14 protein-coding genes, 1 tRNA gene and 1 pseudogene are annotated in these 15,392 nt (G+C 53.0%); 7 read left to right on the forward strand and 9 right to left on the reverse strand.

The features are described 5' to 3' along the window. Nucleotides 1-27: 27 nt before the first annotated feature. Together ACA051_RS10030 and ACA051_RS10035 are read right to left on the reverse strand one after the other, a co-directional pair. Entirely contained in the window at nucleotides 28-504 is a 477-nt protein-coding gene (locus tag ACA051_RS10030) for a hypothetical protein (protein ID WP_497374571.1), read from the reverse strand. Nucleotides 505-773: 269 nt separating this feature from the next. Further along, nucleotides 774-989, reverse strand: coding sequence for a hypothetical protein (locus ACA051_RS10035; RefSeq protein ID WP_497374573.1), 216 nt, complete (start codon nucleotides 987-989; stop codon nucleotides 774-776). 845 nt (nucleotides 990-1,834) lie between these two features. Here ACA051_RS10035 and ACA051_RS10040 point away from each other — a divergent pair. Continuing rightward, nucleotides 1,835-1,924, forward strand: a tRNA-Ser gene (locus ACA051_RS10040). A gap of 824 nt (nucleotides 1,925-2,748) precedes the next feature. Here the strand turns inward: ACA051_RS10040 and ACA051_RS10045 are convergent. Beyond that, complete coding sequence (locus tag ACA051_RS10045) at nucleotides 2,749-3,837, reverse strand: hypothetical protein (RefSeq protein WP_497374575.1); 1,089 nt, start codon at nucleotides 3,835-3,837, stop codon at nucleotides 2,749-2,751. Nucleotides 3,838-5,548: 1,711 nt separating this feature from the next. On the opposite strand from ACA051_RS10045, the gene ACA051_RS10050 reads away from it, so the two are divergent. The 3 genes and pseudogenes from ACA051_RS10050 to ACA051_RS10060 all read left to right on the forward strand — a co-directional run. Beyond that, nucleotides 5,549-5,737, forward strand: coding sequence for a helix-turn-helix transcriptional regulator (locus tag ACA051_RS10050; RefSeq protein WP_497374577.1), 189 nt, complete (start codon nucleotides 5,549-5,551; stop codon nucleotides 5,735-5,737). Between the two features lie 584 nt (nucleotides 5,738-6,321). Continuing rightward, nucleotides 6,322-6,981 carry an inovirus Gp2 family protein gene (locus ACA051_RS10055; RefSeq protein ID WP_497374579.1) on the forward strand — a complete coding sequence of 220 codons (660 nt, stop codon included), beginning with the start codon at nucleotides 6,322-6,324 and terminating at the stop codon, nucleotides 6,979-6,981. A gap of 138 nt (nucleotides 6,982-7,119) precedes the next feature. Further along, nucleotides 7,120-7,291: pseudogene (locus ACA051_RS10060) on the forward strand (IS5/IS1182 family transposase); the annotation flags it as partial. Between the two features lie 202 nt (nucleotides 7,292-7,493). Here the strand turns inward: ACA051_RS10060 and ACA051_RS10065 are convergent. The 6 genes from ACA051_RS10065 to ACA051_RS10090 all read right to left on the reverse strand — a co-directional run bounded on the left by ACA051_RS10065 (nucleotide 7,494) and on the right by ACA051_RS10090 (nucleotide 11,846). Next, entirely contained in the window at nucleotides 7,494-7,673 is a 180-nt protein-coding gene (locus ACA051_RS10065; protein ID WP_497374581.1) for a hypothetical protein, read from the reverse strand. A gap of 122 nt (nucleotides 7,674-7,795) precedes the next feature. Beyond that, the gene (gene radC / locus ACA051_RS10070; RefSeq protein ID WP_497374583.1) at nucleotides 7,796-8,293 is read right to left on the reverse strand and encodes a RadC family protein; all 498 of its coding nucleotides are present in this window, start codon (nucleotides 8,291-8,293) and stop codon (nucleotides 7,796-7,798) included. Nucleotides 8,294-8,338: 45 nt separating this feature from the next. Next, a complete protein-coding gene (locus ACA051_RS10075; RefSeq protein WP_497374585.1) occupies nucleotides 8,339-9,259 on the reverse strand; it encodes a recombination directionality factor in 921 nt (306 codons plus the stop codon). Between the two features lie 105 nt (nucleotides 9,260-9,364). Next, the gene (locus tag ACA051_RS10080) at nucleotides 9,365-10,369 is read right to left on the reverse strand and encodes a YqaJ viral recombinase family nuclease (protein WP_497374587.1); all 1,005 of its coding nucleotides are present in this window, start codon (nucleotides 10,367-10,369) and stop codon (nucleotides 9,365-9,367) included. A 77-nt stretch (nucleotides 10,370-10,446) separates the two neighbouring features. After that, nucleotides 10,447-11,415: a DUF932 domain-containing protein gene (locus tag ACA051_RS10085; protein WP_497374589.1), complete on the reverse strand. Its 969-nt coding sequence runs from the start codon at nucleotides 11,413-11,415 to the stop codon at nucleotides 10,447-10,449. A 101-nt stretch (nucleotides 11,416-11,516) separates the two neighbouring features. Further along, nucleotides 11,517-11,846, reverse strand: coding sequence for a hypothetical protein (locus ACA051_RS10090; RefSeq protein ID WP_497374591.1), 330 nt, complete (start codon nucleotides 11,844-11,846; stop codon nucleotides 11,517-11,519). Nucleotides 11,847-12,292: 446 nt separating this feature from the next. Here ACA051_RS10090 and ACA051_RS10095 point away from each other — a divergent pair, with 446 nt between their 5' ends. The 3 genes from ACA051_RS10095 (at nucleotide 12,293) to ACA051_RS10105 (ending at nucleotide 15,326) form a co-directional block, all read left to right on the forward strand. After that, nucleotides 12,293-12,490 carry a hypothetical protein gene (locus ACA051_RS10095; RefSeq protein WP_497374593.1) on the forward strand — a complete coding sequence of 66 codons (198 nt, stop codon included), beginning with the start codon at nucleotides 12,293-12,295 and terminating at the stop codon, nucleotides 12,488-12,490. 620 nt (nucleotides 12,491-13,110) lie between these two features. After that, entirely contained in the window at nucleotides 13,111-14,106 is a 996-nt protein-coding gene (locus ACA051_RS10100; protein ID WP_497374595.1) for an ATP-grasp domain-containing protein, read from the forward strand. A gap of 80 nt (nucleotides 14,107-14,186) precedes the next feature. After that, nucleotides 14,187-15,326, forward strand: a complete 1,140-nt coding sequence (locus ACA051_RS10105) for a trypsin-like peptidase domain-containing protein (protein WP_497374596.1) — start codon at nucleotides 14,187-14,189, stop codon at nucleotides 15,324-15,326. Nucleotides 15,327-15,392: the final 66 nt, after the last annotated feature.

A 15,392-nucleotide genomic window follows, 5' to 3' on the forward strand; every position in this document is an offset into this window, starting at 1 on the left:
ACACACTGGGATCGGTCCCAGCCCACACTAGACAGGAGACATGCGCCCAGCGGCCTCGGCTCGTTCCATCAATTCAATATACTTACGTTCAGCTACCCCTTCAGTCCTCTCAAAAACTTCTAGATTTGGATCGAGCATCCGTAGATATTCACGGCATTTGCTCTCAGTGAATTTCGCCCCGTTCTCATAGACGTCCATAGTAAAGGCCGAGGCATCTGCCTCACATTGCTCCAAAAACTCCTGATGGCCCCCTAGAAAATTAATGAGCATGGCTCGCAATTCTGGCTCAAGCCGATTGTTAACTTCTGCTTTGTGAATCAGCGATTTGTTGTTTTGGATCGATCTAGCCCAGGACGACCGCGTTTTTTCCGCTTTTATAAGTACCTCTTGGCGTAAGCTGAAAAGGTCCTTTGCCCTAGACCGGTAGAATCCAATCACGTTGAACAAGAAACTGAACGCCGAAACCGCGAGAGCGATCCAGGCCACGAGTGACGTTGTACCCATGCTTCACCTCTACTCGACTGACGCAGCACTGATTCTAGCCAGATTACAACGGACTAATCATTTTGAACCCTAAGAATTCGTTTTGGGGAGTCTCCTTGCGAGTTCGCTCAATAGCCGGTTCACCTCATTAATGGGGCCTAAGCAGGAGCCATAGGCATCTCGCCAGTCGCAGCCCAATTAGATCGTCCTGGAGTAGCTGGGTGGGGGTGTCTGAATGGCTGCTTTTGGCCGATATCTGCCTTTTAAAGAGCCAAGGACAGAGCCAATATCTAATCCTTTTCAATCGCTCTGAGGCGCGCTAAACCCTGCTTAATGAAACCAGCATTCTCGCCAATTCGATCCAAGGCATTACGGGCGTTGTCGCCGACATCCGCGAAGCCTTGCTGCTCTACCAGGAGCGTCAATTCCATGACCGCTGCTTCAAGGGCCAACTGATTTTCGTAGATTTTTTCGAGGACAATTGGGAGGGAATATTCGCTGGCCATGGCTTCGACTCCATTCGGAAAGCTGGAAGCATAGCAGCGTAGTTGGAAGGTCATGTTTCAGGTCGAGGGTGGGGACTCAGTAGGACGGGCTTTGCGGGTCAGCCACGGCATTTCGCAGCATCGCACTCACCGATATACCCACATCGTTGGGATAGCATGAGCTCAGTTTCTTTTTGTCACTCAGGAAGTCTATGGACATTAGTAAGCTTCGACACGGTAAGCGCGTCAGCGTACCGAGAGAAAGGGTATTGCAGCGTCGGCCTTGGGAGGAGCCCTACGGTACGGTGGTAGGGAGTGTCAGCCCGTATGGAGTATCGGTACGGCTGGACGGCGAATGCGCCACTATTATGCGATTTCGGCCTGAAGAACTGGACGACGAGTAGGCTCTTGCAATCGGGCACCAAGTGTCCACATTGTGTCCACGGCGCTCGATAATATATTCAGAAATAGACAGCGAATATTCCGTAGCCCTTAGAATATAAGGCTTTGACCAGCGATTACGAATTATGGGGGTTGATAGGAAATCAACTCACTCATGACGCTATTCCTTGTATGAAAGTTGGGGCAGACGTTACCCACCGCCGCAGGCCAGGTAAAGCGCCGTGACTGACCCGCCAGTCACCCTTTCCCCGCCGGGCAAGCGTAGCTCGCCACTCCCGCCGTGCATTCCTCTCCTTATAGAAGAGGGCGCGAAGCCAGAGATTGGCAGGTTTGCCATCGCCCGGAACCGACAGGAACGACTAAAACGCTAAGCGCATGAAAATTCTGCAAAAAAAGTTTGCCATCAGAAAAGCTTTCGACTACATTAGCGCGCCTCGACAGACAGAACATGTTTGACGAGATACGGTGAAGTGTCCGAGTGGCTTAAGGAGCACGCCTGGAAAGTGTGTATACAAGAAATTGTATCGAGAGTTCGAATCTCTCCTTCACCGCCAAATTTTAACCTAAAGGCCCCGTTTTACGGGGCTTTTTTGTATCCGTCGTATTCTGTTCCCCCATTTGTTCCCCCACTTGGATTTTCAGTATTTCCTACGAATTTCATGGGGATGATCGACGGCCAGATTGCCAAATTCAGGCCACCTAGGCTGTAGATTTTTCTCCGCGCTCACTTGGGTGGGTTTCGGGTTGAAACGATGTTGGTCCGCATTGTTAGTCTGAAGTGCCTGCCCCCTCATTTTCATCGAGTATTGGCAGATCGGTTTCGGCACTGTGAATGATTTTCTGTGTGCTTGTAATCCTGAATAGGTTCTAACTCGTCAGGGTGTGCTACAGGTACTCAGGGTGGCCTGTTAAATCATTCTGGTAGGTTTTCTATTCATGTTGATAGTGGTCGTCCATCATCATGTTGAGATCGTCAGTATTGCTCCAGGCGCCGACTTGGCAACCACGCCGCTTTCGGTATCGTAATATCCTGCCTGAAAATGGCTTTCTTAGTCTCTTTCCTCGATTGGACCATCTTGTCCCGGACCAGCGTCTCCGTGTCTGTGTCGGCCCTATAGAGCTATGGCTGAGCTTGCGCCAAGGACAGCTCCCAGTTGCTCATCCGTTCAAGCAGTGCTTCGTGGTGATGTTCAGTTGAACTTTAACGGGCTGAATTCAGTCGTTCGCTTTGATTTTCTGTCTTTTTCCTTGGCTGCCTGTTGTCGAACATCGTTATGCATGGTGCGGCGACTTTCATCTGCTTGCTCGATCAGCGCAGAAAGACAGCTTTGAGGCCTCTAGTTCTGTGCATGGTTGAGATGGGAACCAGCGACCTGAATCAATCGCTGGCATCGTCCGGCTCTAATGGAACTAAACCCTGCTGCTTTGGTGGAAGAAAAAGCTTTGAAAGTGACTTTTGCGTATCGGTAGAGAGTTTTCCGCGTTTTGGTAGTTTCACCCCCTCTATAGAAAATTCTAGTTGCGTGTGTGATTGCTCAAAATGTTCTGGTTCTCCGGGAAGTTCCACAGCATCATCTGGATTCGTCATATTTGGGAACTGTTCAGTGGGACCTACGAGTTTTAAAGGCTCTTCTGGGCGTGCAGTGCTAATCCCTCCGACCTTGTAATTCTCTGCTTTCAGGTGTTCTTGCTCTAGCGAGTTGGGAGGTTCGATGTTTGAAGTAGAAGGCTGCCCTAGTTTGGCTGGCAGAGTATTTGGCTCGCTGGTTGTAATTTTTTCACTACTTGGCCGTTGAATGAGTCCGGCAATATGTTTTGGTGATAGGTGCGTTAGTCCTGAGATCCGTCCAATCGCATTTTTACGCGCAACTCCGTATGCTTTTTCAATTTCACCTTCTTGAGCGCCGCAGAGTGTCTGACACGTCTTTCTGGCTTCAATCAATTCAGTGGTTGATATAGCAAGTTCCCATAGCGTATGGCCTAAAAGATGGCCTAGAGCGTCGATATGGCTCTGTTTTCCCCGCAACTCTTCGTTGTGTCGTTCCTTTGTCTCTTTCCTTTCCTTGTCAGCGGCCTTGAACTGAGCACCGCTGTTCTGCAGTAGCCATTCAAGGCAATCAGCGGCAGTGCCATGCCCATGCGCGTTGGTCAGTTGCTGAAGATTTTTCTGTGCGGCAGAGGATAGAACGAAGCTACAGGCCTTTTGCTTGTTCTTCTTTCTCTTATCTCTGATCTTTTGCTGAGTCCAGGCCTCGTTCATTTGCCGCAATAGCTTCCATGTCGTGTCGCCCTCTGGGCCGGTAGTCGGCCACCTCTCAATCTCTCTTTTGATTCCACCCAGTTCATTGGGCTTAAGAAGGCTGCGCGGAAGGCTTTTCCCTCTCTTTGTCAGGTATCTGCGAATCCAAGCGGCTAGGCCGGTTTCATTTTCGTTGATCCAGGCCAGGTAGTGGGATTGATTGCTCATAAAGTGACTCAAGTCTATTTTTTGGTCACTTTACCACGGCTAATTATTCATAGGGGTACGAATAATATTTAATAAAAATACAGGGTGTATTTTCTAATGTAATATAAAGTCAATCACGAGGTTATCACGGAAGACTTATGCTTTTAGATGCGCTTACCACCCGCTGTGACGAGCTTGGGCCAGAGTCTAGGTACTGCTTGGCATGCTTCGTTTTGTCCTTTGGATATCGTGAGTCCGAGGGGCTTTCTACAAAAGAAATGGCGCAAAGTTTTGGCGTATCGGAGCCAGTGATGTCTGCGTCTTTGAAGGCACTAGTCGCTGTAGGGGCGCTCATTTGCCGTTCCGAGTTGACAGGCAACAAAGGTCGCGCGGGACGGTTCTATCGGGCGTCAAAAGAGTGGATCAAGGGCGACTCTGGCAGCTGTCTCAGTGTCGCGGAGTCCCCAAGTTGTCACTTGGAGGCTATCGCCGAGCTATTGCAACAACCGCGGGTGACTACAGAAAGGCCTCCTGTGGACTATCCAACAGAAGTGGATTGTGAGGATGTCCAGCTGGAAAGGGCTCTGGTGCGGGGGAGAGCTGTCAGGAAGACTAGGCAGGTTGGCCGTCTGAGTAATGTGAATCGCCTGATTATGGCTGTACTGCTATGCCGGGCTGATCGGCTTGGCGTTGTTCGTACGCTTGGGCATGCTGATTTATCAAAGCTGACCGGATTAACCAGTGAGCGTTTGAGCAATCGGATAAAGACACTTTTGACAGGCGGGCTGATCAGGGCGCACGTGCCTGGCGCGACTAGCACCGTTCTCTTCAGACCAACTAAGAGCTTTTACTTCCTAAATTTAAATCATCCCGATTTGGCGGGCCCCCGACAATTAGTGACTTCAATCGTATCGTGCTACCCATGGGCGGGTGAAGAAATCGAGGGGGAGGCGGCCGTACGGTTCAGGGAAGAAATACATTCGAATGATAGGTTCCTAGCATTTTTCCATGATAAGCATCAGTTAGCAGTTTCACGCATTTTTCAAGTCAGAGTTGATGAATATGCATCCTGCTTCTTGTCTACGAGCTGGACGTCACTCAGTAGTTTTCCTCACGCGCACAACACTGTCTTGATGGATCGTATTCGGGAGGATTTTGAACCGCCACGAACAACGACCGGAAGTGAAGGTGACGTATTTCCCAATGAGGGCGAGTTGCAGCAACTTGTGAATTCACTTTATTTGGCTGCTCTCCGCAAGGCTCGAAGGGTGCAAGCTGCAATGCAGTTAGTCGTTCGTTTAGATTTCCATTTAATGGATCACCAGATTCTTCCGAGTCCCGTCGTTTCAAATGGAGGGCACTCAATTTTTCCATTCGTGTCCGTGCTTTCGGCTTCCCGCGCTGTAAGTAAGGAAAGTGGGTGTCATGTAGTCGATTTGAGAATGCCTTTCCCAGCAGTGTTTTCAGCGGAGCAGGAAATTATTCTTGAGGATCGATTTTGCTACGGCCTATTAACATCTCCAGGCGGGCGGCTGACTGTAGTAGCCGAGGGAGAGAGTGTTCGTATAGTGAGGCTGTAGCTAAATAGCCATCGCTTCACGTAGTTTGCCTGCGCGAATCTGAGTGGTTTCAAAGCTTCAGGAAGTGACGAGTCGATTCATGCGGTGTGGAGGTGGTAATTATTTTTATACCGCCCCTGCCCATCCTCTGAACGAACAGAGGAGCCCCGTTCATGAGGATCATTCGCCTGAAAGACGTTATCGACTCGACCGGTTTGGCCCGGTCGACCATCTACAAGTACATCGCTGAAAGTACGTTCCCGAAGCCGGTTTCTCTAGGGGAGCGTTGCGTGGGCTGGGTAGAGGGAGAGGTACACGATTGGATCTTGGCCAGGATCGAGGCGCGCGACCTGACTGACTAAACAACAGCCTGAGTAGAGAGCGCGATTAGCAATGTACAGGCATCACGACGGGAGTTAACTCCCGTCGTGATGCCTGTATGCCGTATGAGCCCCAGCGGTCGCCGCACTTACGTTCGGCAGAACTTGTAGACAAGCGCTGAGTACCTTGGTGGCGAGGCGTTTCTGCTGACCTTGTCGCTCCAAACCAGTGGTTTAGTTCCAGAGTCTCTGAATCACTGAAAAGACTACGTTCTCGCCGCGCTCTCCAGTAATTCGCTGCTCTACTCCCTGGCTGGAGCGGAGTAGTGGATCTCGGTATTAGTATTATTACTACACCCTCTATTAATCATTACTAATCTTCTAAAGGCTAATAGATCCTTACATCACCAATCATCAATATAGATACCAATCTAGGTCCTACTCAGAGGGCTATTAGGCTTCCCCTCTTGATGGGGGTAAGCACCATGAACTCCTTCACTCTGCTATAGCTCAGCCAGTCACAGGATCAGCGCCAGACGCTGATCCGAGGTCAGTCCATTGGTGATCAAGCCGTAAATAAATACTCATCCCACTGAGTTTATGTATTCACTCAGCGGATCACCTTCATGGCTAACCAATCCAAGCGTCACATCGGCAACAGCAATCTTCATCTGCACCACGAGGACAGCTTTCGCGGTCATCCGGTAATGGTGCCCTACAGCCCCTTCATTTCTGAATACCTTGAACGTCTGTACGAAACGACTCAGCTCGCACTGAGTGATCATCGCGAGGTGTTCGCATTACGTTTCGATCCACGTTTTCCTGACGATTCAGTACCCGATTTACGCAATACCGTCATCTCCAGGTTTGTCGATTCCTTGACCTTCAGGATTCAATCAGCTCGTAAGCGCTCAAAGCGCCTGAATGGCTCTGCTCATCGAACTAGTGTTCGCTGGTGCTGGGTCAGGGAGATTGGGCGGCAGGGGCGGCCACACTACCACTTCGTGCTGCTACTCAATCGGGATGCTTACCACAAAGTGGGGCGATTTCAATCAGAGACGGAGAATCTATACAGCCGCATTCAAGCTGCTTGGGCCAGTGCTTTGAGGATTCCGTTCGAGGAGGCTGATGGCTTGGTGAATATCCCTGCAAACGCCACGTACCACCTCTCTCAGGATGACCCGGAAGAAATGGATCGATACTTCTATCGGGTCAGTTACCTCTGTAAGGCTGAGACCAAGGATTACGGTAGTGGATGCCGTGCGTTTGGTTGTAGCAGACGATAATGGGCCCGTGTAGCGCGCCATGATCGAGCAGGAAGCGTCTCATCTGCTCGCAGGTATCTTTCCTGTCGATGAGGTCGCGGACGTGCCTAGCAACTGCGAGGGCCGGTGGCCGAGCAAACACTGCATTCGATTGGCGGTTTGTACGAGATCTACATCTACGGCTATCTCAACCACATCAGCTCAATGCAACGTTGAGCTGATGTGGTTGACCAGGCGTTTGTTGCCGAATTTCAAGACCATCGCCAACTTCCGAAAAGACAACAGCAAGGCCATCCGAGGCGTCTGCCGCCAGTTCGTACTGTTGTTGGAAACGTCGTGGCCTTCATCAGTTGCAAAACCTGAGCACGATCTACTAGCGTCGCATTGACATAGAGCTGGGCTTCTTTGGAAGCTGCCGCATTGGAGAATTTGATTGGTTGTGTAGTGCTGAAGTCGCGACTAATGTGGCAAAAGAGGAATGGTCAGGCCCCCGCGTGAGCAACCTTTAAGCTGCTCACGCTGGTCTATGCCGTTCATTGAGAGGGTTTGTCTGTGCTGTTCTGCAGTCGGCTGAAGATCCAGCAGGCCAGTAGCACGGCAATCAGTAGCGGGGGAAAGCGCAGTAGGACAACCACCATAAGTACGGCAGCAGCACAGCTGGCCAGAACGCCGAAAAAGGTGAATAGCAAAAAAAGAAAACGGATGACGCTCATGACATTTCCTCACCGAAAAGGGGATAGGCATTAACTGCTGCAGAGGCAACTCATGCCGATGGGCTGCACCGACCCAAGTCAGGTGCAGCCCATTGGATGAATTGAGAATGAAAAGGAAGCCGCTATAAGTAGCCCCGTTCAGCCATCGATACGCAGCCTTCGCTGCCCACAACGATATGATCCAACGTCTGGGTGCCAATCATGTTGAGCGCGTTCTTGAAGGTTGTGGTCAGAGTGCGATCGGCTTGGCTGGGCTCCGGGTCGCCTGAGGGATGATTGTGAACCAAAATTACGGCCGCGGCGTTGTGTTCAAGGGCGATCTTGACCACTTCCCGTGGATACGCGCTGGCTCCATCCAGCGTGCCTCTAAACAACTCCCTGAACCCTATAACCCGGTGTTTGCTGTCGAGCAGCAGCAGTGCAAAGACTTCGTACTCGTGGTATTGCAGCAGTGTTTGCAGGTGGCTGAAGACCTGCTTTGGCTCAGTCAGTGACCGGCCTTTAGACAGGCGACTCATCGCCAGTTGTTGAGCCATCTGCAGGATGTCCGCTTCGGTGACCGGGGATTCCATGACATACGTGCCGGTCATTTCACCGGCTATAAGTTTGTGATATTTCATGCGGGTATTCCTGTACGAATGCGAAGGGCGGGTTGAGAAATCCAGTTACTGGACGGTGGATTTGCTGTCGTGCCGAGTGACTTGCGACTCCAACTTTTGTGCGAGTGAGGATTGGGCAGGCGCTGTCCGTTGGCCTTGGGGCTCTACAGGGCCGGGTTGATCTTCAAGGGCGGGGAAGAACTCTTCGACGATGGCCCCGCTTTCCTCCTCGCTGTCTTCAAAGGCCCCGTTGTTAAAACCCTGCCGGGCCGCTTGATCCAAGGCGCTCTGGTCAAAGCCCGCGGCTTGCCGGGTTTCCTCCAGTTGTTTGGCTTCCAGCAAGGCGTCTTCTAGACTCAGGCCACTGCGTACCGTGATGTCCACATAGAAGATCGGCGTGCCATGGCTCTGGCGGGTGGACTTGCCGCGTAGACGCAACTCCAGCGGCAGACAGGCCAGCCGATTGCCGGAGATGGCTTGCAGGTAATGCAGGCGTGCTGCCAGGGTGCGGATGCTGTTGTAACCCGTGGTGCGAAAGACAAAACTGCCCAGCGGATCGTCATCGCCAATTACCACGTTCAGCCGGCCGTAAGGCTTGCAGGCATTGCCCTGAGCCAGTGCACAGCCGTCAGGTGAAGGGCAGGGCAACGACTGGATGCCATCCTTGGTCAAACGCTTGCAGGTTTCGCCGTTACCGACGCACAGCGGCCGGCCGGTGTTACGGTCGAACAGGCTGTAGTCAGCCCTAAAATTGAGGTCCGGTTCGTTGAATAACAAACGGATCGGAACGCTGCGTAACTTGCCGTCCTGGCCGTTGCGCAGCTCCTCATTGAGTGGATGCAGCAGCCAGCCGTCGCGGCTCTGAACCTGCGAAGTAATGGTAAACTGATCATCTTTCTCCGGCAGACGTTTGCCGTTCCTTTCGACGATCTTGCCGATGGAAATTCGGCCCAAAATCGGGGGTGTGATGGCTAAACCTTTGAGCATGGGAGTTCTCCTGTAGCTGAAATAAAAACGCCACCGAGACCGCGCAAACGGCCGGGTGGCGTTGGAGAGAAAGGGCATGGAAATAAGGGAAGAGCGAACGAGCGTTCAGGCCAGCAGAAAGCGCCGACTGCCGGTTTTGGTGGTCGAGTAGCGCACTTGCAGATAGGGCTTTTCTTTCAGAAGGCGGGGGATATCCAGGGCCGCGCTGTCTTTGGCTTTCTTCCACGTGATGCAGCCGGTTGCGAAAGTCGCCCGACTGGCATCGCCCATGGCCTGTTGCAACGTTTGCTTGAGCTGAGCTTCCTGCTTCTCCTGCAGAGCAATCGACTCGCGCACGCTCTGCAGTTCGGTAAAGGTCTTACAGAGCAGAGTGTCCTGGCTAAAGTCCAGGCTTTGCCCACTGTCCTGTGGATACAGACACCGCAAGGCCTGCTCAGCTGAGGCCGAACCGTCTGCTGGTGGCGGGGTATCACTGACGACGTAATCCCAGAACAGCCGCTCCAGGTCGATCAGCCGAGCAATCATCTGCTCATCCCGTTCGATGCGGTGGATCTCCAGATGCTGGCCGCCCAGTAGAACGGCAACATCAGCAGCCTGTTTGCCGGTGACGGCGAGCTGGTGCATGACTTGCAACTGCACATACTCGGGCACGCCTTCTTTCCAGAGGCGTGCTCCATTTATGCCGGCAGTCTTGCATTCGAGGATTTGTACATCGTCTGCGCCGATAACCTCGCGGTCGATATTGGCCAGCATCCAGGGCAGTTTAGGATCCGGATGCTGCAGTACCGCATTGATCCGGCGAACCCGATTGCCGCTGCGCTTGCTGTAATGCCAGGCCACGATCGGCTCCAGAACATTGCCCCAGTAGGCAGGGCTTTCCTCATCCTGAGGATCTATTTTCGGTAGCGTGGTATCCCGACCAGTCTTTTCAAGCCACAACTCCAACTGCGATTTGTAGGGGTTGAGGCCAACCGCTGCGCCTGCGTCTGAGCTGCCGATACCTTGCTTGCGCACGGAGAGCCAATCTTCACGGGGTAGTTCCTTAGTGCCGATCAGACGAAGGGCAGGACGGCTCTTGTAGGTGTTTTCATTTAGAGTAATCGCTTTCATAGGGGTTACCTTGCGGACACAAAAACGCCCGTTGAGCTCGGTGCTGAACGGGCGTTATGGTTGAGGGGGGAGGCATTTCAGGCTGCGAGTTGTAGCGCTGCCTCTAGCGCCCGTTGCTTGATTTGTGCCCCCTGACCGAACCAGGCGGAGTCCATGCGGTACTCATTGCTGCGTGCTCTGCGCTCATGGTCGACATACTCGGTCACGGCGTTGAGCAGACCCCAGGCAGTGCCTTGCGCCGACTCAAGCGTTGCACCACGGCCGCGTCCCTCGTACAGGCTTTGTACTTTGCGCAGGGCGCGTTCGTTGGGGAGGATTTCAGGCAATTTGCTATTGGGCGTGACATCACACAATACGGTCATGAAGAACCCCATGGCCTCATGCCACTGGACTTTGCGCTCGGCCAGCATGCGCATGCGATACATGAACTCGTCCCATTGCGAGACGGCGACACCCAATTTCTTTTTGACAACCTGTGGGTCGAAACGGGTGCTGTGCGGCACCTTGATGGCGCGAGTGGTGCCATCCAGTGCGATGGACAAGGTATTGTTGCAGACCACACGAACGGTGGTTGGTGTCGCGGTGGTGGCGAGCGTGCCGTCGCAAGAGGTCGCCAGCAACAAATAGCCGTTGACCTGATCGTTGGCCTTCAACGCGGTGTTTTGCCCGGTTCGCGCTAATGCCCAGAACTTACGACCCCCCTTGAGCACACCAGCGGTTTCCAACTCATAGCCGGACACTTCAGTCAGGTCTCGATAGAACTCCATCACCTCACGCGGCTGAACAATTTGATAGCGGTTGGAAACCACTGACAGCGGCGCTTTGGTGTCAGAGCGGTAAAGCACCTTTTGCTCCGGGAACGAGTGAATGCTACCCAGATGGCCGATAGCGTCGGCTTTGAAGTGAACGGGGCTTTCCTGGATCTTCCAGTCCATACCGGCCTCACGCTGCCAGATTTCAATAGGTTGTTTTTGAGTCAGTTGACTTCCGAGGCCATGCCACGGGGGCGCGCCAACGTAAGCCATTTGTTCGATTTGATGAGCCATGATTACGATTCCTTAAGGTGCAAGAGGGTGCAAGCCGGCATAAATGCCACGCATCGCGTGGCACTGACCGGATGTACTAAAAGAGAGGAGGGGAGGACGGTTTAAGCTGGTAGATTGAAACGATGTCCACAGATCAGGCAGAGATTGTGGGCGAGCACATGGCGGTCAAGTTTGTCGCCGAGTTGAGCGCCCAATGCACAGCCACCGGCACCACCTACAAGGCCGCCGAGAATGGCGCCAGAAACAGTTCCGAGAGTGATTCCGAGTGGGCCAGCGAGAGCGCCAACAGTGGCTCCTAACTGGCCACCTGCCAGTGCAGCACTGACGCCGCGTGCTGCACCGCCGACCGTGCCGATGGCAGCCGCAATTTTCATGGCCAGGTGGAGAGAGGCGATTTTGGGTGAGTTACAGCGAGGGCACTGCAATGACATGGTTCGAAGCTCCATGATGGGGATGTCATAGCAGTGATGTAGCGCTGTATTTTTTTTGAGTTGAATTTGAGCGACTTACTTGTCGATGAAACAGCGGCAGTCGGCCCAGAGTGTTAAAAACGCAGGATGAGGTTTATATTTTCAGATTCAGGGCATTTTTTAGGCTTCGATGCCCTCACACGTCGAGGATCTCCTGGTCTCTGCCACGTGCCTGTTGGCGCCGACGCCGAATTGATCCAGTTGCCGAGATGTCACTGACCCAGTCTGTTCCTCGCGAACCATTGACTTGCTGCATTGTGCCGATTTGGAGGTTGGGCAGTCTTGCCTCGGCACGTGGGGGGCAATTTGGCATCGGCCTCAACAATGCGGAGCAAGCCCCACTCGGCGGTGCGCCCGATCAGTGCAATGCCGGCCGTATGGTCTTCAGTCCCGAGGAGGATAAATAGATGCGTGTAGAACAACTGACTGCCAATCTTGAAGCTGTACGGATAGGCATGCATCTCATCAATGCCCCACATGACGGATCGTTCAACGAGAACGAGAGTCTGCTGAAGCGCAAAGCGCTGTACACGATGGATCGGTACGCATTTCATCCAGATTACATGGCCTTAGCCCTGCGCTTCGGAGCACTGGGGGAAGGGTGAGTGTTGGTGTCTCACTGTTGGCCTAGTGAAACTGAATTTTTGGAGTGTGTTTTGGGGTGCAAACCCTCGCGCGATATGAAACCCTACGCTTCATTGATCGTCGGTTAGAAAGGGCGCAGGACGCGAAATTCTGTCAAAGCAACATTGATGTGGCGTTACTGGAGAGCTTCTAAAGTCTCGATTTGCAACGATTCTTAATATGCGGAAATGGTTTCTTTGTGGACTCGTTTCATGGTTCGCCGGCAAACTAGTTAGCAGGAACGCTGCTCTAGCAGCTTCCAATCACCCACGCTGGCTTGTCGTTTCGAATTTGGGCACCGGTGTCGCTAACTCCAATTCTTGCTGTGCGGTCTGTTTGCTGGTTCTTCGCTTCTATCCTCAAACCCCGAGTTAGGTTTCAAACGTATGTCCCTTCACCTGGAGCGCAGGAATGATCCTGTCAGGCCGGAGTGCGGGTGATCACTCGCTTGGAACGCACTCTACTTCGTGGGAATCGTTCGTCATGATCTGCCTTGAAGATAGGCCCGGAGACGTTATGTTTCGGACCAACAAAGGGAATCCGACGGCTGCAATCATCAATACGAAAAAGCAGTCAGTGCGCAACAATCAGCGAGGTGTTCATGATCTGGTTTCTTGAAGGGCAATCCAGCCAGCGCGACGTAATTATTGGCGCGCGCGAGGCACTGCCGGCAGAAGTAAAAATCTACGCCTCTCACCGTCAGGAGCGTCCAGAGATCACGTCCCTTGCAGACGTGAGCTTCCTGGAACCGAAAGAAAACGGGGAGCGTATTGAGTGGGTGATCGCTACCGCGCTGGCACACAGCATCAAGGTCATTTTGGCTGGGCGCGTTGGCAATGTATTTGAGCACGAACGTGCTCGCTTCGAAAAAGCAGGCTTGGTGTTGGTCACCGGCGGTTTGTCGATGTCCACCTTCGACATGGTCGATAACAAGAGCAGATTCACCGCCGAAGCAGAACGTGCGGGGTTGCCTTGTGTGCCCGGGATTACAGCCTTGAACGCTGAAGAGATGTTTGCGGCTTACAAGATCCTTTCTGCAAGCGGTGAAGTCTGCGTCAAACCTGCAGTCGGTATTTATGGTCAGGGTTTTTGGCGGTTCAAGGATGACGCTGATCCGTTTCGTAGCTTTGCCAACCCTGATGCACGCGAAGCGAATTTCGAAATGTACATGCGCGCTTATTGCGCGGGCGAAACCCCGGCGCCGATGCTCATGATGCCCTACATGGCCGGCAGCGAATGCTCTGTGGACATGGTCTGTGAAGCGGGGCGGCCGGTAGCTTTCGTCTGCCGTCGAAAGGAAGGCGTATTTCAAAGCTTTGAGCGTGATGGAGCCGCGGTTGAACTTGCTCTCAAGGCTGCCGAGCACTTTGGTTGTGACGGTATCGTGAATGTGCAGACCAAAGACGACGCTGAAGGTAATCCACATTTGTTGGAAATCAACCCGCGTTACTCGGGTGGTATCGGCTATACCCGCGCTACCGGCACCAACTTGCCAGGCATTTTTGCGGCTCGCCGATTGGGTTTGCCTGAGCCGGCTACCGTTTGGCAGCCAGATGTTCGTGTGAAAGGGATCACTATTGCCGCTGTGGCATCATGATGATATCAATGTATATGCGTTTGATTTAACTACATTACTGCGGCAGTTGGATTGAGTTTCGGCTAAGGAGAGATCAGGGAATGATGGTGCTAGCACCTGGCGCAAACACCGCAATATCGAGCGCACGGAGTGAATGGACTCTGCAATGCGGCAAACCCTCGGCCTTCGGGGAGTACGCTGCGGTTGCCATATTGCCGGTTGATGAGAAACGTCGCCCGACGGGTGAACCTGCTCTGTTCCAAACCTCCCATGGTTGGATGGAATGGAGTGGTGGTCAGGAAAAAGTCGGATGCAAGTTGAACCTGGCATCACTCCCTGTGGGTAGTGACCGGGTTCTTCTCATCGTTTACACCTATTCCGCCGCCGGACCAGTCAGCGACCTTCAGACTCTGCGTTTGCAGGTTGATGGCCAGATTGATTACAGCTTGGACCTTCGCGAAAACGGCGAGTCCGCGATCATCATCGGCGAGTTCTACAGCCGTAATCAGCAGTGGAAGTTTCGCGCCCTTGCTGAGGGTTCGGCGTATGGCTTGGCCGCACTGGGTCGCCGCATCGGCCTCGATATCAATGACGCTCACCCGAAAGGGCGCAGCAACTCACCTGACTCTGATCGCTCGCGCGCTGGCGCGACTGGTACAGGCTTTGCCGTTTCCAAGAATCACATTTTAACCTGCGCTCATGTAATCGAAGACATGCAGGAGCTTCACATTTCCTCTTTTGAGGGGCGCTACCGGGCAGAACCCGTGGTAGTCGATCGCCGCAATGACATAGCTCTGCTGAGGGTGTTGGATTCGCCCCAGCTACAGCCTGTTGCCTTCAAAGCAGACTTCGGCTGTGAGCTTGGGGAATCCGTTGTTGCGCTAGGTTTTCCTCTAGCCGGCTTCGCCGGTGGTGGTGTCCAGGTCACCCAAGGTGGCATTTCAGGTTTGTTCGGTCTGCACAACGATTCAAGCCTGCTGCAATTCACTGCCCCGATCCAACCAGGCTCCAGTGGTAGTCCATTGTTCGACTTCACAGGTGCAGTGGTTGGTTTGGTGACGTCCACGCTACCTGACGCGCAAAACATGAATTTTGCCGTTAAGTCGTCGCTCCTCCTCTCATTCCTTGACGCGTGCCGCGTTGAGGCCAGCAAAACATCTGTCGTCAAGACGTTCACAACAGCACAGTTGGCGCGTGAAGCCCAGTCGTCAATGTGGCGTGTTGAAGCCCGAAATTTTTAGCGCTGATTTTGACTTGAAACCCGCGTCATCGGCGTTAGGGTATTGAGCCCACGCTTTTTAGGAATG

The organism is Pseudomonas sp. LBUM1669 (genome assembly GCF_059695705.1).